General features: G+C 56.3%; 23 protein-coding genes, 4 pseudogenes and 1 riboswitch. Of the genes and pseudogenes, 11 read left to right on the top strand and 16 right to left on the bottom strand.

The genetic code is table 11. The features are described 5' to 3' along the window. Positions 1–93: 93 nt before the first annotated feature. Together QTO30_RS01155 and metZ are read right to left on the bottom strand one after the other, a co-directional pair. Positions 94–1,080, bottom strand: a complete 987-nt coding sequence (locus tag QTO30_RS01155) for an ATP-grasp fold amidoligase family protein (protein ID WP_340421941.1) — start codon at positions 1,078–1,080, stop codon at positions 94–96. A 2-nt stretch (positions 1,081–1,082) separates the two neighbouring features. Next, positions 1,083–2,260: pseudogene (gene metZ / locus QTO30_RS01150) on the bottom strand (O-succinylhomoserine sulfhydrylase). A 61-nt stretch (positions 2,261–2,321) separates the two neighbouring features. Further along, positions 2,322–2,399, bottom strand: a riboswitch (SAM riboswitch). An 89-nt stretch (positions 2,400–2,488) separates the two neighbouring features. Here metZ and QTO30_RS01145 point away from each other — a divergent pair. After that, entirely contained in the window at positions 2,489–3,196 is a 708-nt protein-coding gene (locus QTO30_RS01145; RefSeq protein ID WP_340421939.1) for a glutathione S-transferase N-terminal domain-containing protein, read from the top strand. Positions 3,197–3,252: 56 nt separating this feature from the next. Next, the gene (locus QTO30_RS01140; RefSeq protein WP_340421938.1) at positions 3,253–3,579 is read left to right on the top strand and encodes a PilZ domain-containing protein; all 327 of its coding nucleotides are present in this window, start codon (positions 3,253–3,255) and stop codon (positions 3,577–3,579) included. Positions 3,580–3,591: 12 nt separating this feature from the next. Here the strand turns inward: QTO30_RS01140 and QTO30_RS01135 are convergent, their stop codons facing one another. The 6 genes and pseudogenes from QTO30_RS01135 to QTO30_RS01110 form a co-directional block, all read right to left on the bottom strand. Continuing rightward, positions 3,592–4,203: an inner membrane-spanning protein YciB gene (locus tag QTO30_RS01135; RefSeq protein WP_340421936.1), complete on the bottom strand. Its 612-nt coding sequence runs from the start codon at positions 4,201–4,203 to the stop codon at positions 3,592–3,594. A gap of 11 nt (positions 4,204–4,214) precedes the next feature. After that, a complete protein-coding gene (locus QTO30_RS01130) occupies positions 4,215–5,096 on the bottom strand; it encodes an EamA family transporter (protein ID WP_445327170.1) in 882 nt (293 codons plus the stop codon). Between the two features lie 26 nt (positions 5,097–5,122). Continuing rightward, positions 5,123–5,899: a hypothetical protein gene (locus tag QTO30_RS01125; protein ID WP_340421931.1), complete on the bottom strand. Its 777-nt coding sequence runs from the start codon at positions 5,897–5,899 to the stop codon at positions 5,123–5,125. Next, positions 5,896–7,191 carry a signal recognition particle-docking protein FtsY gene (ftsY, locus tag QTO30_RS01120; RefSeq protein ID WP_340421929.1) on the bottom strand — a complete coding sequence of 432 codons (1,296 nt, stop codon included), beginning with the start codon at positions 7,189–7,191 and terminating at the stop codon, positions 5,896–5,898. The genes QTO30_RS01125 and ftsY overlap by 4 nt, the downstream gene beginning before the upstream one ends. A gap of 65 nt (positions 7,192–7,256) precedes the next feature. Then, positions 7,257–7,898, bottom strand: coding sequence for a lysoplasmalogenase (locus QTO30_RS01115; protein ID WP_340421927.1), 642 nt, complete (start codon positions 7,896–7,898; stop codon positions 7,257–7,259). Beyond that, a pseudogene (locus QTO30_RS01110) lies at positions 7,895–9,582 on the bottom strand (NAD(P)H-dependent oxidoreductase subunit E). Before QTO30_RS01110 ends, QTO30_RS01115 begins: the two are co-directional and overlap by 4 nt. A gap of 124 nt (positions 9,583–9,706) precedes the next feature. Between QTO30_RS01110 and QTO30_RS01105 the strand changes: the two are divergent. Further along, entirely contained in the window at positions 9,707–10,741 is a 1,035-nt protein-coding gene (locus QTO30_RS01105) for an alkane 1-monooxygenase (RefSeq protein WP_340421926.1), read from the top strand. After that, the gene (locus QTO30_RS01100; protein ID WP_340421924.1) at positions 10,734–11,120 is read left to right on the top strand and encodes a hypothetical protein; all 387 of its coding nucleotides are present in this window, start codon (positions 10,734–10,736) and stop codon (positions 11,118–11,120) included. The genes QTO30_RS01105 and QTO30_RS01100 overlap by 8 nt, the downstream gene beginning before the upstream one ends. A 3-nt stretch (positions 11,121–11,123) precedes the next feature. Here the strand turns inward: QTO30_RS01100 and xseA are convergent, their stop codons facing one another. Beyond that, positions 11,124–12,626, bottom strand: a complete 1,503-nt coding sequence (xseA, locus tag QTO30_RS01095) for an exodeoxyribonuclease VII large subunit (protein ID WP_340421923.1) — start codon at positions 12,624–12,626, stop codon at positions 11,124–11,126. Beyond that, positions 12,623–13,216, bottom strand: coding sequence for a glycine-rich domain-containing protein (locus tag QTO30_RS01090; RefSeq protein WP_340421921.1), 594 nt, complete (start codon positions 13,214–13,216; stop codon positions 12,623–12,625). The genes xseA and QTO30_RS01090 overlap by 4 nt, the downstream gene beginning before the upstream one ends. Positions 13,217–13,378: 162 nt before the next feature. Between QTO30_RS01090 and purD the strand changes: the two genes are divergently transcribed. Beyond that, positions 13,379–14,641: a phosphoribosylamine--glycine ligase gene (purD, locus tag QTO30_RS01085; RefSeq protein WP_340421919.1), complete on the top strand. Its 1,263-nt coding sequence runs from the start codon at positions 13,379–13,381 to the stop codon at positions 14,639–14,641. Between the two features lie 74 nt (positions 14,642–14,715). Here the strand turns inward: purD and QTO30_RS01080 are convergent, their stop codons facing one another. Together QTO30_RS01080 and fdxA are read right to left on the bottom strand one after the other, a co-directional pair. Then, a complete protein-coding gene (locus QTO30_RS01080; protein WP_340421917.1) occupies positions 14,716–15,222 on the bottom strand; it encodes a CarD family transcriptional regulator in 507 nt (168 codons plus the stop codon). Between the two features lie 212 nt (positions 15,223–15,434). Then, positions 15,435–15,770: a ferredoxin FdxA gene (gene fdxA / locus QTO30_RS01075; RefSeq protein ID WP_340421915.1), complete on the bottom strand. Its 336-nt coding sequence runs from the start codon at positions 15,768–15,770 to the stop codon at positions 15,435–15,437. 149 nt (positions 15,771–15,919) lie between these two features. Between fdxA and QTO30_RS01070 the strand changes: the two genes are divergently transcribed. From QTO30_RS01070 to QTO30_RS01055, 4 genes are all read left to right on the top strand, one after another. Beyond that, the gene (locus tag QTO30_RS01070; protein ID WP_340421913.1) at positions 15,920–16,393 is read left to right on the top strand and encodes a YdeI/OmpD-associated family protein; all 474 of its coding nucleotides are present in this window, start codon (positions 15,920–15,922) and stop codon (positions 16,391–16,393) included. 117 nt (positions 16,394–16,510) lie between these two features. Beyond that, positions 16,511–16,810, top strand: coding sequence for an ArsR/SmtB family transcription factor (locus QTO30_RS01065; protein ID WP_340421911.1), 300 nt, complete (start codon positions 16,511–16,513; stop codon positions 16,808–16,810). Beyond that, positions 16,807–17,841, top strand: a complete 1,035-nt coding sequence (locus QTO30_RS01060; protein ID WP_340421909.1) for a permease — start codon at positions 16,807–16,809, stop codon at positions 17,839–17,841. The genes QTO30_RS01065 and QTO30_RS01060 overlap by 4 nt, the downstream gene beginning before the upstream one ends. 52 nt (positions 17,842–17,893) lie before the next feature. Beyond that, positions 17,894–18,265: a VOC family protein gene (locus QTO30_RS01055; protein ID WP_340421907.1), complete on the top strand. Its 372-nt coding sequence runs from the start codon at positions 17,894–17,896 to the stop codon at positions 18,263–18,265. 144 nt (positions 18,266–18,409) lie between these two features. Here QTO30_RS01055 and QTO30_RS01050 read toward each other — a convergent pair. The 3 genes and pseudogenes from QTO30_RS01050 to QTO30_RS01040 all read right to left on the bottom strand — a co-directional run bounded on the left by QTO30_RS01050 (position 18,410) and on the right by QTO30_RS01040 (position 22,148). After that, a pseudogene (locus QTO30_RS01050) lies at positions 18,410–18,782 on the bottom strand (RNA-binding S4 domain-containing protein). Further along, positions 18,779–21,538: pseudogene (locus tag QTO30_RS01045) on the bottom strand (helicase-related protein). The pseudogenes QTO30_RS01050 and QTO30_RS01045 overlap by 4 nt, the downstream one beginning before the upstream one ends. Before the next feature lie 31 nt (positions 21,539–21,569). Beyond that, positions 21,570–22,148 carry a tetratricopeptide repeat protein gene (locus tag QTO30_RS01040; protein ID WP_340421906.1) on the bottom strand — a complete coding sequence of 193 codons (579 nt, stop codon included), beginning with the start codon at positions 22,146–22,148 and terminating at the stop codon, positions 21,570–21,572. Positions 22,149–22,201: 53 nt separating this feature from the next. Between QTO30_RS01040 and QTO30_RS01035 the strand changes: the two genes are divergently transcribed. Both QTO30_RS01035 and QTO30_RS01030 read left to right on the top strand, forming a co-directional pair. Continuing rightward, complete coding sequence (locus tag QTO30_RS01035; RefSeq protein ID WP_340421905.1) at positions 22,202–22,492, top strand: SCP2 sterol-binding domain-containing protein; 291 nt, start codon at positions 22,202–22,204, stop codon at positions 22,490–22,492. Positions 22,493–22,494: 2 nt separating this feature from the next. Beyond that, the gene (locus QTO30_RS01030; protein ID WP_340421904.1) at positions 22,495–23,442 is read left to right on the top strand and encodes an alpha/beta hydrolase; all 948 of its coding nucleotides are present in this window, start codon (positions 22,495–22,497) and stop codon (positions 23,440–23,442) included. Here QTO30_RS01030 and QTO30_RS01025 read toward each other — a convergent pair. Continuing rightward, entirely contained in the window at positions 23,439–24,653 is a 1,215-nt protein-coding gene (locus tag QTO30_RS01025) for a threonine ammonia-lyase (RefSeq protein ID WP_340421902.1), read from the bottom strand. The two genes, QTO30_RS01030 and QTO30_RS01025, sit on opposite strands and share 4 nt — an antisense overlap. Positions 24,654–24,704 lie beyond the last annotated feature (51 nt).

Here is a 24,704-nt window from a genome sequence, read left to right as displayed (position 1 = left end):
CATTTATCCACCTTTCTGACCGCTAAACCTAACAAAGTTAATCACTTTTTTAGCTTTGCGTCACCTAGCCACGGCGCCAGAATCTTTTCGCTGCTATTTGGCAAAAAGCCGTGCTTCTCTGCGGTCAAGGGCACGTCGCAAAGCATGCGCGTAGAGGCACCAAGGCCAAGGTTGCTTGACAGTCAAAAACCAACTTCTGCGTAAATCCCATGATCGGTTGAGGGGTGTCGAGACAAGATGCCCGTAGTGGTGAATACGACCCGCGATGCTGTAAACAGTGATTTCTCCGAGATAGAGGGTCTCACCATCAGTCATGGTGTCAACGCGGATTTGATCAAAGCGGCTTCCAATCTCTTTGGCAAGCGCCAAACCGGTCTCAACTGCAGGGGGGAGCGGGTTGGTATCGATATTCGGACCGTGCATTGTTGGCGTAGGATCGAGTTCATACCCACCGTCAATGTTGCGTACCCAGCGTGCGCCGGACGTAGGAGGGCCATGGCGGGAAATGACAAACTGTTCAACAATTGGTCCGTTGGTATAGTACTTTATCTCGATCATGGGCTGATCGACAAATAGAGCTTCCTCCAGCAAAAGGCGTCGCTCAACGTGCCTGTATGCCCATTGATTTGCTTTGCGCCCATGCTCTTTGTCGACAAATGCGTTCGCTTGCGCGATGACGGCGGCCCGATCGGCTGGAGGGCTCAAGACCGCGATGTTCATGTTGTAACCATGCGAAGCCTTCAGATAAGACGGCTGATGCCAAAGCGCATCGGGGATGTCATTTGCATCCGTGCCGACCCAAAGCGTTTTGGGGGTTTGTACTGCGATCCCTTCTGCCGCGACCCAGTCCTTGCATGCGATCTTATCCGATAAAGTCACAAAACGCGGATCGTGATCGAAAACCTTTCGCCAGAAAAACTTCTCATCGCCCCGCAACGGAACGACAACACGGACCTGCTTGACGCCCTTTTTCTTCAGTCGTTTGCGTAAATCTTTCCAGTGCCGATATGCGTGGGCCATCACCCATAGCTTGACCAGTACAAAGACCACGCGATCCAGAAATTGCTGGATGAGGCGCATATTCAAATCGCCGCAATCGCGGCACGCAGATCTTCGATCAAGTCGCCTAAGCATCCTCAAGCCCAACACTTAAACGTAGAAGACCCGGCGTAATCCCAAGCATCGCCTTGGTGTCGTCCGACAGGCGCTGATGCGTGGTTGTCGCAGGATGCGTCCCGATAGATTTGGCATCGCCGAGGTTGTTTGAGATCGTCCAGATATCCAGTGCGTTGAGCACCTTAAATGCCGCCTCCTGTGTTCCGACATCAATGGCCAGCACTGTCCCACCGGCCCCCATCTGCGCCTTAGTCAAGGCACTTTGCGGATGGCTGGAAAGGCCGGGATAGATCACATTCGCCAGCCTACCATCTGCTTCCAACGATTCCGCCAGATACTGGGCCGTCGCTGCCTGCGCCCGCACGCGCAAGTCAATTGTCTCCAACCCTTTCAACATCATCCATGCCGTAAACGGCGACATAGAGCCGCCGGTGTGTTTCATATAGGGTTCCACGGTGCCACGGATGAACTCCTGCGTACCAAGGACGACACCTCCAAGCGCACGGCCCTGTCCATCGATATGCTTGGTCGCTGAATACACAACGACATCTGCGCCTTGGGCAATTGCGTCAGAGAAGACAGGTGTGGCAAAAACATTGTCAACAATGACCGTTGCATTCACCGCATGGGCCAGTTTTGAAACCTCTTCAATATTAATGACTTCCAAGGTCGGGTTTGAGATGCTCTCAAAGAAGACGGCCTTGGTGTCGGGGCGGATCGCCGCCTGCCACGCGGCAAGGTCGGTGCCGTCAACAAAGGTCACCTCAACACCGAAACGTGTCAGGACCTCTTCAAGAATATAGAGGCACGATCCAAAGAGCGCGCGTGCTGAAACCATATGATCGCCCGCACGCAACATTGATGTCAGCGCACCATTCACAGCCGCCATGCCGGAGGCGGTGGCAAACCCATCCTCGGCGCCTTCTAAGGCCGCAATCCGATCTTCGAACATTGCCACCGTGGGGTTGCCGTAACGCGCATAGATAAACTCATCATCGCCAGCTTTGATAAAGCGTGCCTCTGCATCTTCAGCCGTGTCATAGACAAAACCCTGGGTCAGATAGATGGCCTCACTGACCTCGTTGTATTGGCTGCGTCTTGTCCCTGAATGCACCGCTTTGGTGCGTTTTTTCCACGTTTTCATCGTCTGTCCTCGCGCGTCATTGGCGCAATAAAAAACCCCGACACCGGGAAAAGGTATCGAGGCACAAAACCTGCAATCCTCTTTAGCGGCATATTTAACGTGGCCCGCAATCCGGTAACAAATCGCCACGCCGCCAGCCATACGCCTGCACCCGGCCTGCGTCAAGATCAGACCACTTGCCCTTTGAGGTCATCGTGCCATGCTGCACCCAACGCGAAAGGACCACCGATGCCCGCACCCATTGACCTCTACTTCTGGCCAACACCCAATGGCTGGAAAGCCTCGATCGCTCTTGAAGAGTTAGAGCTGCCGTACACGCTGCATCTTGTCGATATTGGCGCAGGTGATCAGTTCAAACCGGATTTCCTGAAAATCTCGCCCAACAACCGCATGCCAGCAATCGTTGATCATGATGGCCCTGACGGCGCGCCCATTTCGATCTTTGAATCCGGCGCGATTCTGCAATACCTCGCGCGGAAAACAGGCCGGTTCTATGGCGAAACCGAGCGCGACCAAATCACGGTGGACCAATGGTTGATGTGGCAGATGGGCGGTTTGGGGCCGATGGCCGGGCAAGCACATCATTTCCTGAAGTATGCCCCGGCGATGGACCCACCCAACGATCTGCCCTACGCGAAGGATCGGTATCGCAAGGAAACGCGTCGGCTTTACGGCGTGCTGGATCGCCAGTTGGCCAATCATGAATTTGTGGCAGGCGATTTCTTTTCCATTGCGGACATTTCAATCTGGGGTTGGGCCTCGCTGTGGGAAGGTCAGCAGCAGACGCTGGATGACAAACCGCATATGGCGCGGTGGCTCGCACTGATGGGCGCAAGACCCGGTGTGCAACGCGGTCGCGCGGTCGCGGCAGAGAAACGCGGCGACTTTCGCAAAGATGTGCAGGCGCAAAACGTGTTGTTCACCCGGCCAAAGTAACGATTTGTTAGAGGTGACGCTGTAGGCTGGTGCCGATCAAAGAGATTGGCCCAGATATGCAGTACCGTTCACATCGCTATCAAACACAGTTCCCCACCCAACTGGCGACGCCCACCGGGCGACAACAGTGCCATGTCATCGATGTAAACAGCACCGGTGCACGCATCCAGGGCCCACGTACCCTGCGCCGGGGCGACAAGATCAAGTTCCGCGTGTTGAACGATGAAGTCGCAGCCGTTGTTTGCTGGTCGTCAGGTGACAAGGCAGGGATCATCTTCCGGCCACAGATCACTTCAAATCAGGTGGATACATTGCGTTACCGTCAAGACAGGGGCCGCAATCGCCCACGTGGTGCGGTCGGATTTGCCTTCGCTGAAATGTAGACGGTGGCCCAGCTATTCTTCTGACGCTTCGGCTGGCTCAATAAAATAGCCTTGCAACTTGTAGATCTGAACCCAAAGAAACACCATCAACACAACCGGGAACGCAAAAGTCTCTAGCTTGACCCACAAATCAGTTGTTTGCGTACGCCAGATAATTTCATTCGCGATACCCAAGGCAGCGAACATAAAACACAAACGACGCGTAAAGATCATCCAGCCTTCTTTTTCCATAGGCAGGAACTCTTCCAACACATACTGAAGATAGCTTTGTCCCCTCAGCAGGCCGATCCCCAAGAGACCAGCCATGACACCATAGACAATCGTCGTCTTCATCTTGAAGAAACGCTCGTCATTGAAGTAAGCAGTAAGGCCGCCAAAGAAGATCACCATGAAGGCCGTGAAAATCTGCATACGGCTGAGCTTGCCTGTCAGGAACCAGAGGACGCCCATCGCGGCCAGCAAGATCGGGATGAAAATCAGTGCAGCCACGATAAAGCCGGTGTATTCCGTGCCACCGATCGTAAAGCTCTCATCCCGAATGCGCAGGTAGATCAGGAAAAACGCGAGCGTTGGCCCTAACTCCAAGACCTGCTTCAACACCGGATTGATCGCTTTTTCAGCCATAGATGTCTCCTTCAGCCACCCATTTCCACGATGACAGCGCCAAGTGCAACCAGGCACATCAAAAACAGGCGGCGTGGCCCTACCTTTTCACCCATGATGAACCAACCGATCAGGGCGGCAAATACAACCGAGGTTTCGCGCAGCACCGCTGCTTCGCCGACCTTGTCCAATCTGGTGGCCAAAAGGACACCGCCAAAACTGATCCAGGCGATGAGTGCACCTACAAAGCCGCGCCAAACCAATGGACCCAAGGTAGGTTGCACCTTGAGCCGTTTGTAGTGCCAACTCGCAAGAAGCGGGAAATCAATTGCTGTCACAAAGAAGAACCACGCCAAAAAGGTAAATGGATCAGGCGTTTGGCGAATACCGTAGGCATCATAGGTGGTGTAGATCGCAACAAGGCATCCCCCAACCAGCGCCCACAACAGCCCAAGCTTGAGCGTGCGTGGGTCAATCACCTCTTCTGCGATGTTACGCACGGCAAGCAGCAGGATACCACCTGACAGACAAGCTACACCCAACCATTGCATTGTGGTGAAATACTCCCCGAAAAACAGCGATGCCGCGATAACAGTGACCAAGGGGCCGGTGCCACGGACCACTGGATAAACCACGGTATAGGCAGCCCGCTCGTAGGCTAAAGCCATCGTGACCTTATAGGCAAAATGCACAAGGATCGCGCCCACAAGGATCAGCCCAGTCGTGAAATTCGGCCAAGGTACAACGAAAAGCGCAATCGGTGCGGACAAAATGCAAAGCCATCCGTCAATCGCGCCGCGCGTCAGCCAGGGATCATAACGTCCCTTCTGCATCGCCCCGAACACGGCATGGGCAAGCGCGGATACCAACGCCAGAATAGTGGCTAGGCGCGCACCCTCGGGCGTGCCTGCCATCGCAACCAGCCATGCGCCAAGGTCGTTCACATGCGCCCCGGCTTCCAAACAATGTCGACGCGAACGTCGGTCAAAGCGGCATCAAACGCGCGGGCGATTGCATCGTCACTCGGGCTCATGCCGAGTGCGAAAAAGGGCGCCGCAATCTGCGCAATGCGAGTACCGTCGCTCAGTTGAATACTCACGCTCAACGTGCCCTGTGCATTGGGGGCAGCCCCTACGAACCGCAAAAATTCACGGCGTGTTTTGCCACTGACCTGCATCTCGTTGACGTCACGCAGCGCATTATCGACTGCGACGCGGCTCACCTCGGAAAAGTCGATGCCCGCGGTTGCGAGGGCGGTAAGCGTGACAACAATATCCACGTTCATCTTGTTTGCCGCCATATCAGCCGTCGCGCGAATTCCACGCCCGTCATCAGCAAAAAGCCGTAACTGGTGAAGCCGCAACCTGTCCGTTTCTATTTCAACGCTTAGCGCAGCAGTACCTTCAAACAATCCCAAAGGCGTCTGCAGACCTGTCAATGCGACTTCAATCGACCGCGTGTCCGCTGTGTCATCTGGCAATTGACCCAGGCGAAACACGCCTTCTTCAAGGCGCGTACCAAGTGCTGTGACATCACGGGCAACGATCTGGCACCAACCATCATGGCCCGTCACAATCCCATCTTCCGAAATCGCGGGGCCAAGCGCCCCGGTGAATTCAGATATCTCTGCCCACGTGTCAACGCAGTTCGCCGCGTCATCGCTCATTGCCTGAATTGGCAAAATCGCGACGACTGTTGCCATAAACAGTCTTTTCATCGGTCCAACCCAACCAGCGCGGCCGCAAAATCGTCAGGATCGAAGGCGGCCAGATCATCAATCTGCTCACCCACGCCAATCGCGTGGATCGGCAGGCCGAATTTATCCGCCAGCGCCACCAACACACCGCCCTTTGCCGTACCGTCCAGCTTGGTCATCACCAAGCCGGACACATCAGCCAGTTCCTGAAAGACCTTCACTTGCTGTACGGCATTTTGTCCTGTCGTGGCGTCCAGAACCAAAAGAGTGTTATGTGGTGCGTCGGGGTCTTTCTTGCGAATGACGCGCACGATCTTGGCGAGCTCTTCCATCAGGTCCGCCCGGTTTTGCAATCGCCCGGCGGTGTCGATCATCAACAGATCAGCACCGTCAGCCTGCGCCTGTGTCATCGCATCAAAGGCAAGGCTGGCGGGATCTGAACCTTCTGGGGCTGTCAGCACAGGCACACCGGCCCGTTCGCCCCAAACCTGCAATTGTTCCACCGCAGCGGCACGGAATGTATCGCCCGCAGCGATAACGACCTTCTTACCAGCCGCCCGGAACTGGCTTGCCAGCTTGCCGATTGTCGTGGTCTTACCAGATCCGTTCACCCCAACCACCAGCACGACCTGCGGTGTCTTGGCATAAAGCGGCATGGGCCGCGCAACCGGGTCCATGATGCGGCTGACCTCTTGCGCCATCAATGCCTTGATCTCTTGCACCGACAGCTTTCGCCCCAAGCGCCCTTCCGCCATGTTCGCAGTAACGCGCAGGGCGGTGTCAACGCCCATGTCTGCGGTGATCAACAGTTCTTCGAGCTGTTCCAGCATGTCATCATCAAGTGTGCGTTTGACAACTGTCTTGGCCTCAGCCCCGCCAAAGAACCGCCCCAAAAGGCCTTTCTTTTCAGCTTCAGGCGCGATTTCTTCAGTCAGTGGCGCCGTCAGGTCGACATCAAACTGGACGGGCGCAGGCGCAACGGTTTCTTGCAATTGCACATCGGGTTCATCTTCGAGGTCGACCTCCGACACCAACCTCTCGTCCGCATCCGGCTCATATACGGCTGGCTCTGGCTCTGGCTCTGGCTCTGGCTCTGGCTCTGGCTCTGGCTCTGGCTCTGGCTCTGGCTCTGGCTCTGGCTCTGGCTCTGGAATGGGATCGGCTGGCGAGTGTGACACTGCAACCCTCTCCACCACCGCTTCCTCAGCAATCTCCTCGGCTTCGCCACCATCCTGAACGATCGCATCCAGACCCTCGTCAATCTTGGACGACGATTTGAACATCCGGTCCTTGAGCTTCTTAAAGAACGACATTGCGACTGGCCTTGCTGAGTTACTTCACGTTTCACCTAATCGCACCGGCGCGCGGATGCAAAGGGTCAGGCCAAGATGGGATCAGCAAAACTGACAAGAAACAACAGCTGAGCGGCCCAGTAAAACGTCCAGACCGCGAAAGGTGCAACCTTGGTTGGTAAGCCATCAGCAGGCAAGACAAAGGTATCAAAGCCCAGTACCGTGTCGGAGATGATGAAAAGGATTGCGGCCAGCGCGCCCAACGCAAAACCGGCGGGCAGATCGACCGCAAGTATCCCCATTGTCGCAATAATACCGACATAAACCACGACGGGCCACCGCAGCACACCTGCGTTGTGAAACAGGATTGCCTCGACCAGAACGGCAAATCCACCGATGAAGATAACGGGTAAGCTAAGGTTAAACGATGCGCCCAGGGTCAGGAACAAGGCCACATAGGCGAGGTGCGACAAGGCAAATGCAACCAAACCTAACAAAAACGCGCGATCCCCGTCCCGTGACAAAAACAGGTCACCAAGTGCGCCAAGGCAAAGCGCCGCGATCAAAAGTATAGGGGCTTGCACAAGGACAGCAGACAGCGCCAACGCCCCAACCGCCAAGGTCTTGATCACTGATTTGCCAAGGCTTGACGCACGCCAGCAGTAGCCCAGCAAGAACCATGCTGACGTAATCACAGACAACCCAAGCGCTAACTGGGCGGCGGTCAAATCTCTTCCGGGAAGTGTTTGACAACCAGCTTGATCGGGTTTGGTGCGGCCTGCCCTAGCCCACAGATCGAGGCGTCAGCCATCGCGGTGCACAGATCTTCAAGCAGGGGTTGATCCCATTGATCGGCCTGCATCAGTTTGACCGCCTTTTCACAACCGACCCGACAGGGCGTGCATTGTCCGCAGCTTTCATCCTCAAAGAACCGCAGCATGTTGAGCGCCGCATCGCGGGCCCGGTCCTGATCCGACAGAACGACGACAGCAGCAGAACCGATAAAGGTGCCCAAAGGCTGCAAAGTATCAAAGTCCAATGGCACATCATTGATTGATGCAGGCAATAGACCCGACGAGGGGCCACCGGGCTGGTAGGCCTTGAACACATGGCCCTCGGCCATGCCACCCGCCGCGGCGATGATATCCATGATCGTTGATCCCGCGGGCAAAAGGTAGACGCCGGGCGCAGCCACCCGCCCCGAAACGGAATAGGACCGCAGCCCGACACGTCCGTTCTTTTCGGTCGTGCTCAGCACCTCGGGGCCCTCGCGACAGACCCGCGCCACCCAAAGCAATGTTTCAACATTGTGCACCAAGGTGGGCCGGTCAAAGATACCCACCTGTGCCACGAAAGGCGGCCTGTGACGTGGCAGCCCGCGCTTGCCCTCGATACTCTCGATCATCGCAGATTCTTCACCGCAAATGTAGGCGCCCGCACCACGGCGCAGATCAATATAGCCTTCAGCGACGACACCAGCATCTTCCAACGCCTTGATCTCACGCGTTAAAATTTCTAGCACGGCGGGGTATTCGTCACGCATGTAGATGAAACAGGTCTCTGCCTCGACTGCCCATGCAGCAATCAACATGCCCTCAAGAAACAGATGCGGGGAGCGTTCCAGATAGTAGCGATCCTTAAACGTACCCGGCTCGCCCTCGTCCCCATTGACGGCCAGATAGCGTGGGCCTGCGTTGCCGCGTACAAAGCCCCATTTCTTGCCCGACGGGAAGCCCGCGCCGCCCAGTCCGCGCAGACCGGATGCCAGTACCTTATCCTGTACCGCTTCCCAATCGCCGCCTTCGCGCAGCGTGTTCAGTTCAGCGTATCCGCCGCTTAAGCAACATAAGCCGCATAATCTTCATAATCGGGGACATGCGAATGGGTATCGCCTGCTGCAATCGCCGCTTCGACCTTCTCAACGGTGGCATGATCAATATGGTTATGTCCCAGTTCCAGCACGGGGGCCGTATCGCAGCGCCCCATGCAGGGCGCCCGCAAAACGCGCACATCCGCGGGGTTCAGGCCATCCTCTAGCGCGGCCTTCAACTGCTGCGCACCTGCCAATTCACACGACAACGAATCGCACACCCGGATAGTCAACGCAGGCGGTGCAGATCCGTCTTCTTTGACCACATCGAAATGCGCATAGAAGGTTGCAACCTCATAGACCTCGGCCTGACTAAGCCGCATTTCCTCGGCCAGTGCCCGCATATGTGCCGCGGACAAACAGCCATGCGCATCCTGGATGAGGTGTAAAAACTCGATCAACAGATCGCGACGACGTGGGCGATCCCCTAACAGGGCCTGGACCTCGGCCCAGGCGGCATCATCCAACTGGCGGCCCTTGGGACGGTAACGCCCCTTGCCTTTACCGGATTTCCAAACACCTTTGCGATTGTCCAAAGCCATCGCCCTCTCCCGTATCGATCATCGCAAACATAGTCGGCAATCGGGGCGCAAACCACGCAAAAGCGACACCGCAGGGGGCCAAACCGCGCAGGGGGCCAATTTCCTCTACACCTGTTGGAAACACATGCTAACAATCCGAAACATGACACCCCGGCTTTGGCATTTTGCATTTGCAACCCTGACACCCGCAGCACTGCTTGCCGCAGGTGCGTTTTGGGGTGGTCCATGGATTTTGGCCACGGTCATCTACTTGACTGCGATGACAAGCGCGCTTGACCGGCTGATCAAGCCAAACGGGACAGCCACAGACCAGCAAAGCGACACATTGCTTTCAGTGCTCATTGTTATGGCGCATTTTGCATTGCTTCCCTTGGTGGTTGGGGCATTGGCTGGCTCATCGCTGCAACCCATCGAAAAGGCGGGGCTCTTTTTCGCTGCAGGCCTATGGTACGGGCAAGTCAGCAACGCCAATGCGCATGAGTTGATCCACCGCCAAAGCCGCGCGCTGCATCGGCTGGGCATGTGGTCCTATATCACCCTGCTCTTTGGTCATCACACCTCTGCACATGTGCTTGTGCATCATCAGCACGTCGCAACATACGATGACCCGAATACCTCGCGTAAAGGCGAGAGCCTTTATCGTTATATCATCCGCGCCTGGATCGGATCATTCCAGAAAGGCTATATCGCCGAACGTGACAAGCTGACCAGGGTTGGGCGTCCTGCATCACGCAATCCTTATGTCGTTTACGTCGGTGGCGCAGCTTTGTGCCTCAGCGTGACGACCTGGCTGGGCGGTTGGCAGGCTCTTTTGGCCTATGTCGCCCTTTGTGCTTACGCCCAATCGCAATTGCTGATGTCAGATTATGTGCAACACTATGGCCTGTTGCGCGCCAAACGTCCCGATGGCAAGCCCGTACCTGTTGCCGCCAAACACAGTTGGAACAGCCCACATTGGTTTTCGTCTGCCCTGATGCTGAACGCGACGCGCCATTCGGATCATCACGCCCACCCCGGGCGCCACTACCCTGCACTTACCCTACCCAAGGATGCACCCATGCTCCCTCGTCCGTTACCGCTGATGGCCAGTATCGCACTCATCCCCCCGCTTTGGCGGCGTATCATGGACCCAAGGGTTGAAAAGTGGCGCGATGCGTAGCTTGTTTCTTTGCATAGCACTGGCGACACCAGCCGCCGCCCAAGAGGGTATGACAGCGGATGAATTTGACGCCTATGTCACCGGACGCACGTTGAGTTTCAGCACGTCTAACAACCCCGCATATGGGATTGAGCGGTACTTACCCGGACGGCGCGTGATGTGGTCTGATTTTGATGGCACGTGCCAATATGGCGTCTGGTTCGAAAGCAAAGGCGACATCTGCTTCCGTTATGAGGACAATCCGGTCAACCAATGCTGGACAATCTTTGAAGAACCCGACGGCCTGCGCGGCGTCTATACTACAGTGCCGAACACGACTGTCATATATGAAATGCGTGATAGCGATGATCAGTTGATCTGCAACGACCTGTCGTCCTGAAATTCAGAGCAACCTACCCTGTGCGTCCTTGCTGACGTCCAAACGGCCGTCTGCGAACTCGACCTCCAAAGCTTTCGCCCTACCTGCCGCATCTTTGGTCGTCACAACGGCCCCATCGCCGCGCACCACAGCATAGCCGCGCTTGAGCGTCTCAACATAGCCCAAGGTTTCGCGCAAACGGTCCAGTGCTTCCAGTCGGGAAAGACGCTCAGCGTGTTGTCGCGAGGCACGATCTGACAGGCGGCGCAGCACGGCGTCCAATCGCTCAGCCTGCCGCGTAATCCGATCTTGCAAAACATGGCCACGCAAACCACGGCTGGTTTGTTCAAGCGCTATGCGCCCATCTCGTGTCCTGCGTTTCAACGCAGGCTCAAGACGTGCACCCAACCCGTCCAACCGCCGCCGATCTTCGACCAGACGACGTGACAGGATGCCAGGCCGCAACGCGGCTTCACTCATCTGCAACCGTTTCCTGGCCGCTGCCGCTTTCAGCGCCGCAGGCAACCGCTCGCCTAAGTAATCCAGCCGCTGCCGCGGCCCTTCGACCAATGCCTCTACCTGCGGCAAAGCACGGCCCAAATCGCGCACCCTTTGTTGGCGTTGGGTCAGCGCGGCGGTCAATGCGCGGCTCAGACGCGCACCTTGCTGATCTGCCCAGGCCAGCAGTTCCATGCGCACAGGCACCACCAGCTCTGCTGCCGCCGTCGGCGTCGGGGCACGCATGTCTGACACGAAGTCGATCAACGTCGTATCCGTCTCATGCCCAACGGCGGATATCAGCGGGATGGCTGAGGCAGCCGCGGCCCGCGCGACGATCTCTTCATTGAACCCCCAAAGATCCTCAAGCGATCCACCACCACGCGCCACAATCAGCAAATCCGGGCGCGGCAATGCGCCACCTGGCGTCAGGGTATTGAAGCCTTCAATCGCCGCCGCCACCTCTGGCGCAGATTTTTGGCCCTGCACAGCTACCGGCCAGACCAACACCTTACGCGGGAAACGGTCCCGCAACCGGTGCAGGATATCGCGAATGACCGCACCCGAGGGCGAGGTCACAACACCAATGATTTCAGGTAGATAAGGCAGCTCTTTCTTGCGCTCTGGCGCAAACAGCCCTTCAGCGGCCAAAGCCGCCTTGCGCTTTTCAAGCATCGCCATCAGGGCGCCCGCGCCTGCTGGTGCGATATCCTCGATCACCATCTGATACTTGGATTGACCGGGAAATGTCGTCAGCTTGCCAGTGGCAACAACCTCCATCCCTTCCTCGGGCCTGTGGGCCAAACCCTGCGCGCGGCCTTTCCAGATGACCCCTGCAAGTACCGCCCGATCGTCCTTTAGATCCATATAGATGTGGCCCGATGCAGGCCGGGACACCCTGCCAATCTCGCCCTTCACACGCACATGGGAAAAGCCACCTTCAATGGCTTTCTTTACTGCGCCTGATATCTCGGACACGGAAAACTCTGGCGTGTTATCCGCAGGCCCATCTTCAAAAAGATCGTTCACGTCACACCTTTCTTACGTTGCGCACGCAGTGGCAAGGACGAAAATTTCCACTTCAAAAACAGCGTCGTAATGAACAAGGCAGCCCCTAGTCCCGCAAACAGGATCGAGTTGAAAAGCAGTGACAGCATGATCGCCAGAATGCCGCTGATCCAAAACAGGATACTCGACATGCGGACCGTGGCAACATCGGGATCCGGCCAGAACTGTACCTGCGCGCGGCCGAATTCCTCGGCATAGTAGTCCAAAGTACGCAAGTAAGCCGGGTCATCCTGAAAAGGTGGTAAATCGCCTGGATGATGGATCGTGCGGCCAATGATACGGGGGCAAAAATCTTCGAAATAGGCCTTGGTGTCATCCGCGTGCATCTGCCAGACCACATTCACGATAGGTGACGGCGCTAGGGTTTCACCGGTGCTGCCAACAAGATACATGAAACGGCGATACTCCTCGATCAGGATGTAGCATACATCAATTGAATGTCCGGTCTCATCTTCCAGCCGATCCACCAGCGAACGGGTTAGCGGGCGTTCATGAAAGCTATAGCCTTCAAGACGATGCCAAAGCCGCCGGTCCTTTTTGATCGGTTTCATTTCTGCAAGTTCGCTTACTGTCTGTTATCCCGCCGCGACTTTAGTATGATGCATGCGATTGGCCAAGCGTTGCTTGCCGATATTCAACGCGGCGCGGGCCACTTGTGGTTGCGTCGCCGCCGCCGTAAAACCGGGCCAACATCATCGTAGGCAGGGGCAGCTATGAACATTCTCATCTTGGGCAGCGGCGGACGTGAGCACAGCCTTGCATGGGCCGTCAAACAGAACCCCAAATGCGACCGTCTGATCGTGGCACCCGGAAATGCAGGGATCGCCACGATCGCAGACTGTGCTGACATCAACATTCTTGATGGTGGCGCAGTAGCAACTTTTGCCGAAGAGAACGCGATTGATTTTGTGATCGTCGGGCCAGAAGCCCCCTTGGCCGCTGGCGTTGCCGACCGGCTGCGCAAGGCGGGGCTCCTAGTCTTTGGCCCCAGCCAAAACGCAGCCCAACTTGAAGCCTCGAAATCCTTTACCAAGGCGATCTGCGATGCAGCGGATGCGCCCACCGCTGCCTATGCCCACTTTACTGATGCCGAAGCTGCGCGGCGCTATATCCGCGATAAAGGCGCACCTATCGTTGTCAAGGCTGACGGGCTTGCCGCTGGCAAAGGCGTCATTGTCGCCATGACCGAAGCCGAAGCGCTTGCCGCCATTGACGATATGTTCGACGGCAGTTTTGGTGAAGCGGGTGCCGAGGTCGTGATTGAAGAGTTCATGGACGGTGAGGAAGCTTCTTTCTTTGTCCTCTGCGATGGCAACACCATTCTACCTATCGGCACAGCGCAAGACCACAAACGGGCCTTTGATGGGGATACCGGGCCAAACACCGGCGGCATGGGTGCCTACTCCCCCGCCCCGGTGATGACGGACGAAATCACCCAAAAGGCTCTCGATCAGATCATCACACCAACCATGGACGAAATGCGCAAGCGCGGCACACCATTCCAGGGTGTGCTGTTCTGTGGGTTGATGATCCAGAACGGCCAGCCACGTTTGGTGGAATACAATGTTCGTTTTGGCGATCCGGAGTGCCAATGTCTGATGATGCGCTTGGGCGGTCAGGTTCTTGATCTACTGCAGGCCTGCGCCGAAGCGCGCCTGCATGAGGTGCAAGTCAACTGGGCCGACGACCATGCGCTTACCATCGTGATGGCCGCTAATGGCTATCCCGGAAGCTACGCCAAAGGCACCGTGATCAAGGGGTTGGACAGCCAACCCGAAGACAGCTTCCATATGGTGTTTCATGCTGGCACGGCACGGACAGACGGACAAGTGACCGCATCTGGCGGACGCGTCCTGAACATCACTGCCCGCGGGAACGCCCTGGCCGAAGCGCATGAGAAAGCTTATGCGATGGCACAAGGCATCGACTGGAATGATGGGTTTTACAGGTCTGATATCGGCTGGCGCGCGCTCTAGGGCGCCTTGGCTAGACGCACAAAAATGGCCGCGCTTTGGGTAAAGCACGGCCTCTTTTCTTTTGAAACTACCGACTAAGCGGCACGGCTCACCAAAACTGAATCTATCTCGGCCGCTGCGGCGTTTTCATCATTGCCAGCAACGGCAGCAATCTCCCGTGTGAGACGCTCAAGAGCGGCTTCATAAAGCTGACGTTCAGAATAGCTCTGCTCGCGCTGGTCGTCCTGGCGGTGCAAGTCGCGCACAACTTCGGCAATGGCGATCAGATCACCAGAGTTGATCTTTTGCTCGTATTCCTGCGCCCGGCGCGACCACATGGCCTTCTTGACCTTCGCTTTGCCGCGCAGCGTTTTCATCGCATGGCTCACCACATCAGGTGTCGCCAAAGCACGCATCCCGACGTTTGTCGCCTTATCGGTCGGTACACGCAGAGTCATCTTGTCTTTCTCGAAAGAGATGACGAACATCTCCAGCTCAAAACCCGCAACTTCTTGTGTTTCAATCGAAACAATCTTGCCCACGCCATGCGCAGGGTAAACGACAAACTCGTTCGGGCTAAAATCGTACTTCTTCTTGCTCATGATCGTCCTTTCATGGCGATTCAGATTGTTAAGCGACAAAAAAACCGCCGGGGGCAACGCGCCTCCGCCGGGGAATGTCGGTTACGAAACTGTATCAACTCGTTCGCAGCATTAGGGGCATTGTATCACAAATATGACACTTCTGAAAGCGCTGCGTCGCGGCACGAAAAAACCAAGTCTTTCAAATGGCTTATTCGGCTCAAAGGCCCGAATCAGCCGCCCTCGCCCGCCTCTTCGGAAAACAGCTCGATCTTGCCTTCCTTGCCGTCCATTTCGTCAGCGTTTGGCAATGGATCTTTCTTGGTGATGATAACTGGCCACATCTCGGAATACTTGCGATTAAACTCAACCCATTTTTCCATATCCGGCTCGGTATCGGGACGGATCGCATCTGCGGGGCATTCGGGCTCACACACACCGCAATCAATGCATTCGTCAGGATGAATCACCAGCATGTTTTCACCCTCGTAAAAGCAGTCCACTGGGCAGACTTCGACGCAGTCGGTGTATTTGCAGGCGATGCAGTTGTCGTTGACGATGTATGTCATTGGTGCTGGGTTCCGAGTATCTAACGCCGCTTTGCTAGATTAGACTGCTGGGGCATTCAAGGTCCAACGGACGCAGTGACGCAGGGAAGTGTTGAAAACCACGGCAAGCCTACGCTCGCCAGGTTGAAAATCAGACCTAAGTGAAGGACATGATCGACTTCTACCCATTCATTTTTGAAACAACACTGACGCAGGAGCTCAATGGCAAGCGGCTGATGTCGCCCGGGATTGTTCTGGACAAAGCGCTGACCAAGGAACTTCCTTTCGACCGATACCCCAAACTTCGGGTCGACGGCGAAATCAACGGTTTTGCCCACCAAGGCGCTTTCGTTCCGATCTACGGTGGTCACTATATGATGGTATCTAAACGCCTGCGAAAAGCGATTGGGATCGAACTGGGCGACCTGATTGCGATCCATTTCAAGATTGCCGATCAAAACGCCGTTCCGATCCCTGCGATCCTGCAAGAAGCGTTTGAAGATGCCCCTGACGCCCGTGATCTTTGGGATGATTTACCCGTCGGCAAACGGCGCAGTTGGTGCGTGCAAATCGACAAAGCCAAGGCGCATCAGACCAAACAGAACCAGATCAGCAAGCTATTCGATCTGCTTTACAATGGGTGAAGTCAAAAATAGTAAAACCTAATCAATGGGATAGAATGATGAGCATATCGCTATCTTGACCGCATCCTAGATATTTCTATACAACTAGAAATATCGAATAATATGGGATACACGAAAATGGACATCGTCACTGCTACTCAGGGATTCTCTGCTATGGGCTCAGAACCGCGCATGGAGGTGCTCCAGACGCTTGTCAAAGCCGGTGAAGACGGGATGCTTGTTGGTGAAATTCAACAACGGACCGGTATTCCAGCATCAACGCTTGCACATCACCTGAAATTTTTGGCGAGCGCCGGTCTTGTGCGTGCTGACAAGCAGGGGCGCACGATCACCAATCGCGCAAACTTTGACCATTTGCAAAGCCTCGCTGCCTTCATCCTCGAAGAATGCTGCACCGATATGGAGACCACAAAATGACCGATGCGACTGGCCATGCCCCATCATTCAACGACCGCGCACGGTCATACCTTGCAACACCTTGGACCGTTACATTCCTTGTACCGGTAGTGGTTGCCCTACTTGACCCTACCAATCTTGTCCCGATCATTTCCTTCGCCGTCAGTGCCCTGCTGAACACGTTGCCCTACATCGTCTTCGCCGTCCTGCTTATCGCAGGGCTCAAGGCCGCCGGTGCTGAAGCGATGATCGCAAAAGCCTTTCAAGGGCGCGAGAACCGGATGATCGTTCTTGCTGCCCTGTTTGGTGGTCTCGCCCCGTTCTGTTCGTGCGAGGTTATCCCATTCATCGCAGGCCTATTGGCGCTTGGCGCGCCGCTTGCCGCTGTCATGGCGTTTTGGTTGTCCTCCCCGCTGATCGACCCACCGACACTGCTGATAACGGCGGCCGCACTTGGCTGGCCCTTCGCTATCGGCAAAGCCGTCGCCGCGGTGGCACTGGGACTGGCGGGCGGATTTGCCATCAAAGCGATGACGCGTGCAGGCCTATTCTCCGATCCACTTAAACCACAAAAGGTTAAAGGCTGCGGCTGCGGACCAAACCCGTTTGATGGCAAACCGGTCTGGGCATTCTGGCACGAACCGGCACGCCGCACTGTCTTTGGTCGGGAATTCATGCAAAACGCGGCCTTTCTCATCAAATGGCTGGCGTTGGCCTATGCGCTCGAAGCACTGCTGGTCACCTATGTCCCAGCCGAGTTGATCGCAGGCGTTGTTGGTGGCGAAGGCGTCCTGCCCATCGGAATCGCAGCACTTGTCGGTATGCCCGCCTACCTCAACTCCTATGTCGCCCCGCCCTTGCTCGCCGGACTTATCGAACAAGGCATGAGCAACGGGGCCGCCATGGCCTTCATGATCTCTGGCGCTGTCAGTTCAATCCCTGCAATGGCGGCTGTTTGGTCATTGGTCAAGGCACGGGTGTTTGCAGCCTATATCGGGCTGGGGGTGTCCGGTGCAGTGTTAGCCGGGATCGCCTTTGGGACCGTCAGCTAGCGGCACTTGTGCTGGTGGGGCACAACGCCAGAGAAGCATACAAGGAGAAAAAATGAACAATCCAATCTACCACTTTGAGATACCGGTCGTGGATTTGGATCGCGCAATTTCTTTCTACGGGCGCGTTTTCAATATCGTATTTGATCGCCAATTCATTGATGGATATGAGATGGCTTTTTTCCCCCGAGCGGACGATCAGCCTGGCGCAAGCGGAGCATTGGCGAAAGGCGATGCGTACAAGCCCTCGCAAAACGGCTGTCTTCTGTACTTTGACGTAGACGATATTGACAAGGTGCTTGAACTGGCAAAAGCCGAGGGCGCCCGAGTTCTCTACCCCAAAAAAGATATTGGTGCGGGCGGAACTGTCGCCGAGATTGAGGATAGTGAAGGCAATCGCATTGCCCTTAACGCTGTTAACCCATAATCGACGCGTTTGTTCGTCTGGCCGACAAATCTTCTTCGCGGTTCTTGATAAGTGAAAGATGCCACAAAGAGGATTGTCTCACTGGGAAAGCCGAATGCCGTGCCGGAGCGCGGCATGGCCAATCTCCCAACCCTTCGGGCGCCTCTAGTCTAACCCCATGTCCCGACGATCTTTCTTGGTTGGACGTCCACCTTTTTCATAGCGCGGGTTCGCGCCTTTGGCGGCGACCGGGCGTTCTTTTGGTGCCGGTGTGAGATCTTCATAAAGCGCCTGCGCTTCGGGCGCTTCTACCACGCCGTTGGCCACAGGCGAGTATGCGCACAACCTTTGTGTCATTGGCCTGAATGAACGTCAGCACATTGCCCGGCCCAACGGCCCGGGAGGGTTTGCTGACCGGTTGGCTGTCTACACGCACCTTGCCGCCAGTCACCACGCCCGCAGCCAAACTGCGCGATTTGAAGAACCGCGCATGCCAGAGCCATTTATCCAGCCGGATGGTCGGACGGGGGTCGGTCAATCCTTTTTGAAGCCCGCCAAGGCGGCGGCAAATGGATTGTCCGGATCGATTTGCTTTTCACGCTTTGGCTTGGACTGGAATGTTTGTGGCTTGTTACCGCCACTGTGGTGCTTGCCCTTGTTCTTTGGTTTGCCTTTCCCACGGGCGCGCGCATCGCCCTGTGGGCGTGCCGGGCGGGGCGCTCGACCACCCCAGGTAAAGGTGTAGAAAACTTCCATCTCGGGGCCGGTATCCGGTGCTTCGAGTGTTGTTTCTGCGGGTGCCTCGTCCGTTGGTGTAACGACCTCAGCAGGTGCTTGCACCGGAACTTCGTCTGGCGTTGCGTCGGGTACTTCGGCCTTGGCATCAGATGCGTCAGCCACGGCATCCGTTGAGATGGCTTTCACCTTCTCGCGCTCACCCTTCTCGGCCTTATAGCCAAGCCCGGCCATAAGATCGGCAAACTGCTCCAACGTCATACCCGTGATCGACAACATGTCCGGGTTTGCCTCAAAGCCACCGCGGCTGTCCTTGTCGCGCAGCATGTCGGCCAAACGCTCCAGCATATCAATACGGACAGCGCGTTCGCCTGCTGCGCGGTATCCAGCCATTGCATAATACCCGACAGCCGCGCCTTTCACGGTAGGCACAGTTACCAGGCCCGGCGGCGGGCTTTCGGGAAACTCGCCCAAATCCTTGGACAAAGACCAAAGCACCAGGCGCAAACGCGTCGGCGCAGGTTTCAGCAACAGCGGCATAAAAATGGTGAATTGCCCAAAGCGAACCCCGTGTTTGCGCAGCGCGCCGCGGGCGTCCTGATCAAGTGCTTTCACTTCATCAGCCACTTCACCACGAGGGATAATACCAAAACCTTCTGCCATGCGGAACGCAAAACCCTTTGCAGAGCCTGTCAGCGTCTCATCATTTTTCAACCCTAACAGCGGCTCAAACCCGGCGGCAATTTTGCGGTCGATGAAATGCTGCAAGCGGCGCTGCACTTTGGCGGCGACATCAGCACCGGCCTCGTCATCGACAAAGGCTTCGACACCCGGCTTGAAGGGATCATCACCTTTGACAAGTTTGCCAACGGCCTGATCGCCCCACATCAGGCCACCTTGTTCGGTAAAGTCAATTTCGGGGTCAGGTGCGTTGTAGAACCGATCCGCCAGTAAATGAAACTGCGGCACCAATGCCTGCACCGATGCCTGGCGTAGCGTCTTAGCCTCGTCGGGGCTGCCCGCCTTATCCATCCGAAATCGGAAACCTTCCAGCCGCCCAACGAATTCGCCTTCGACGGTGACTTCACCCTTTTCATTTACGTCAGCCAAAAGGCTCTCCTTCTGCTTGAGCTAAGCGAAGCAGAATACTGGTCCGCCGGTCCACAAATCTTTGCGTCAATGCACCATGCAGCGCATCTGATAGTCGATCTTCTACAGCGCGCGTCTCATTCCGCCAATGGGATTCGTCATGCAACCATCCGTTGCGTTGCGCAACGTACGTCCACGTCCGAATATATGCCAGCCGCTTGGAGAGCGTATCAATGTCGCCGTCGGTGCGGTCAATGCGCCGGACCTGCAACCCGAACCAATTGGCGGACACATGCCCAAGCTGATGCAGATCATTGTAGATATGTGTGAGTAGACCGGCATGTTCGCCCTTGCTGATGCCCCGGAAATCGGGAATGCGGCAGACATCCCATAGCAGTTTGATCGACGGTCCATCGCTCGCGCGCGCCGCCACCTCGTCGTCCATCGCCAGCGCCTTGAGCGCGGCAAGGTCATCGCTTTCGCGAACCCGCGTCAGCCAAAAGTCGTCTGTGCGTTCTTCGAGAGTGGCGATCAGGCGTTTGACAGAACCAAACTGCAAACGGCTGTTGCGCCACTGCAATTTTTTGACGGACTGAAACCGGTGATCGCAAATTGCCTGCGCCACACCCTCATCCAAAGGCGGCGCTTCACCCGTCACACCGAACGTGCCGTTCTCAACATGCCGCCCGGCGCGCCCGGCAATCTGTGCCAGTTCTTCGGGCTGCAAATGACGCATCCGGCGGCCATCAAATTTGGTCAGCGACGAAAACGCGACATGGCTGATATCAAGATTGAGGCCCATCCCGATGGCGTCCGTCGCCACTAGATAATCGACATCACCATTCTGATACATCTCGACCTGCGCATTGCGCGTGCGGGGTGATAACGCGCCCATGACGACAGCAGCCCCCCTTTTGTCCGGCGCAGCAGCTCTGCTATCGCATAGACATTTTCAACCGAAAAACCCACAATTGCAGACCGAGCAGGCATTTTGCTTATCTTTTTTGAACCAGAGTAGGTTAATTGCGACATCCGCTCGCGCCGCATGAAATGCGCATCAGGCACCATGGCGGAAATCGCATCGCGCATCGTTTCAGCACCCAGAAACAGCGTCTCATGCAATCCTCGGGCATTCAGCAAGCGGTCGGTAAAGACATGGCCTCGCTCAAGATCGCCACAAAGCTGAATCTCATCTACTGCCAGAAAATCGCACCCCATGCCTTCCGGCATCGCCTCGACCGTGCAGACCCAGTATGCCGCGCGCGGTGGCACGATCCGCTCTTCCCCTGTGACCAATGCAACAACACCCGGGCCGCGCACGGCGACAATCCGGTCATAAACCTCGCGCGCAAGTAACCGCAGCGGCAGGCCAATCACGCCGGTCCGGTATGACAGCATCCGCTCAATCGCATAGTGCGTCTTGCCGGTGTTTGTCGGCCCAAGCACGGCCGCGATCCGGGAACCCATCATATCATTCCCCGAAACTCAGGGGGCCAAACGCCTAGAGCGCCTGCCCCTCTAGCTGCAAATTCAAACGGTCCACTGCGCCCAGCACCTCTTGAGAGTTTGGGTTCATGATCAAGATCATCTCATAGAGTTCCAGCGCGTCATCGGGGCGCTCCAGTTCCTCCATGATAATGGCCAAGCCGCGCATCGCCTCGAAATGGCGGGGATTGATCGTTAAGGCCTGACGGATGTCATCCAGCGCAGGACCCGTCAAACCCAACAAATAATAAGACGAGGCGCGCCCGTAATACCCTTCGGCAAAATCCGGCGCATGATCGACCAAAGCCGTGAAATGCTCCACCGCTGCATCCGGCTGACCATCTTCCAGTGCCTCTTTGCCACGGCGCAACAACAGATCCATCGCGGCAGAGCCGCTTTTTTCCCATTGCGCAATAATCTGCCCTTCAATGCGCGCATATGTGCTCTCGTCTGCGTCAGCCAGCTCTTGATAAAGTTCATCCAACGTCGTTTGCTGCGCGTAGACCGGTAAGGAAAACCCGACTGCAAAACAAAGTGCCGTAACGATACATTTGAAGCGATGTGTCTGCATACCCATAACGGTAATGTAGCGCACTGTGCGGACAACACCAGAGCCGCGCAGTCACATCAAAGATAGAGGACGAAAAAATGAGTGATGTTGTGACAGAAGCTGTCGCCCAACTGAATGACAAGATGGATGGCGCAGGCTTTGACGGTACTGCAAAATTTGCAATCGAAGATGAAGGCAGCATCATCATCGACAGTGACGGTGCGCGCGCCAGCGATGACGACGCAGATGTCACACTGACCGCGTCGACGGATGTTTTCAAAGCGATCCTCGACGGCGAGATGAACCCAACCACCGCTTTCATGACTGGTAAGCTTAAAGTGGACGGCGACATGGGCCAGGCCATGAAGCTTTCCGGCGTATTGTCCTGATCATGCAAGCAGCCCCCCTTTTTGAAGAGATCGCAGGCGGGCCTGCAGGCGGGGCTGCCCATTGGCTGACGACATCTGATGGGCTGCGTATTCGCGTGGGCCATTGGAATCTGGCGAACGCCAAAGGCACCATTCTGATCTTTCCGGGCCGCACAGAGTTTGTCGAAAAATACGGAATAGCCGCGCAAGCGTTTCAGGACCGTGGTTTTGCAAGTCTGGCGATCGACTGGCGCGGGCAAGGTATCGCTGACCGGATGACCCCGAACCGAGCCATTGGCCATGTTGGCGACTTTGCCGACTACCAACACGACGTGGCAGCGACCATGGCTTACGCGCAAGAGGTGGGCTTGCCCCGCCCTTATTTCATGCTCGCGCATTCCATGGGCGGCTGCATCGGACTGCGATCCTTACATGAAGGGCTCGACGTGCAGGGCGTCATGTTCTCGGCGCCGATGTGGGGCGTGCAAATGGCTGCCGCACTGCGCCCCCTTGCATGGGGGCTTTCGACGGTCAGCAAACCTTTGGGCTTCGATCAATCCATCGCCCCCGGCCAGTTTGAAGAAGGCTATGCCTTACGCGCCAGTTTTGAAGAGAATACCCTGACCAACGACCCCGCCATGTGGGCGATGTTCGGTGATCAGTTGCGTCGGCACCCCGATCTTGGCCTTGGTGGCCCTTCGTTGCGGTGGCTCAACACGTCTCTGCGCGAAATGCACCGGCTTAGCACACTGCCCGCTCCGCGCGTTCCCTGCCTGACGTATCTGGGTACTGAAGAGGCTATCGTCGATCCTTTCCGCATTCGCGCCCGCATGAAAGATTGGCCTGATGGCGTGCTGCGCGTCATCAAAGACGGCAAGCATGAGATGCTGATGGATACGCCGGAGATGCGCAATATGATCTTCGACGAAACGGCCGCGTTCTTTGAGGCGCAGTTGGCGCAGGCGGCTTAGCCCAGTTCGCTATCGGCACGCACTTTGAATCCCGCGCTGCGTAACTGACCAACTGTGTCCGCCACATGTTGCTGATCGCGGGCCTCGATCACAATCTCCAGCTCGGCTTGTTTCAATGACACGGATTGCATCATCCTCTGGTGGATTACCTCGATCACATTGGCGCCCGCCCCTCCAATAATCCGCGAGATATCCGAGAGCTGGCCGGGCGTATCATCAATTTCAAACGTCAGGCGCGTGATACGACCATCGCGGACGAGCCCACGTAGAATCAGCGTTGAAAGCAGGCGTGAATCAATGTTGCCGCCGCAGATGACCAGACCAACTTTCTTACCCTGCAAGTCTTTTGCATGCTTTTCGATAATCGCAAGGCCCGCGCCAGCAGCCCCTTCTGCCACGATTTTTTCGTAAGACAACAGGTCAAACACCGCGGCTTCAATCTCAGCCTCTGTCGCGGTCTCAACCCGGTCCACATGCGTCTTGATCACGGCAAGGTTGGCCGGTGCAGGCGCACGCACCGCAATCCCTTCGGCCAAGGTGAATCCGCCAAAGTTTGTGCCGACCTGATCAAACTGCGCCTTCACCGCATCGAAATTAGCCGCCTGCGCCCCAATCACCTGCACCTTCGGTTTTAACGATTTTGCCGCCACAACCATTCCCGCGATCAGGCCACCCCCGCCAACCGGCACCACAATCACATCCAGATCAGGTACTTGTTCCAGCATTTCCAGCGCTACGGTGCCCTGCCCTGCCGCCACAACCGGATCATCGAAAGGGTGGACAAATGTCATCCCCTTTTCCGCCGCCATATCGAGCGTGAACTGTACACTTTCGTCAAAACCGTTGCCGTGTAGCACGACGTCTGCCCCGAAATCCTTGGTCCGCTTGACCTTATTGAAGGGCGTCGCCTCCGGCATCACAATAACGGCAGGAATGCCCAACCGGCTGGCATGATAGGCCACACCCTGTGCGTGATTGCCCGCACTACAAGCGATCACCCCGGCGGCGCGCTCTGCATCACTCAGTGTCAGCAGTTTCGCCAGAGCGCCGCGTGCCTTAAAGGCATTGGTGTGCTGCAAGTTCTCCAGCTTGAGGTAGAGATCAATACCCAGATGCAACGACAGCCGGGCGGCATGGACCGTTGGCGTGCGCATGGTCGCAGGTTTGATTGCCTCATAAGTCTCTAGGATCAGCGCTGGATCAAGGGCCATCGGCCACCTCTTTTAGTCATGCTCGCCCTGCGCTGTTACACCTTAAGAGGG

The organism is Yoonia sp. GPGPB17, assembly GCF_037892195.1.
Taxonomy (GTDB): Bacteria; Pseudomonadota; Alphaproteobacteria; order Rhodobacterales; family Rhodobacteraceae; genus Yoonia.
The sequence above is the reverse complement of the archived record's forward strand: the minus strand, read 5'-3'. Positions and strand labels throughout refer to the sequence as shown.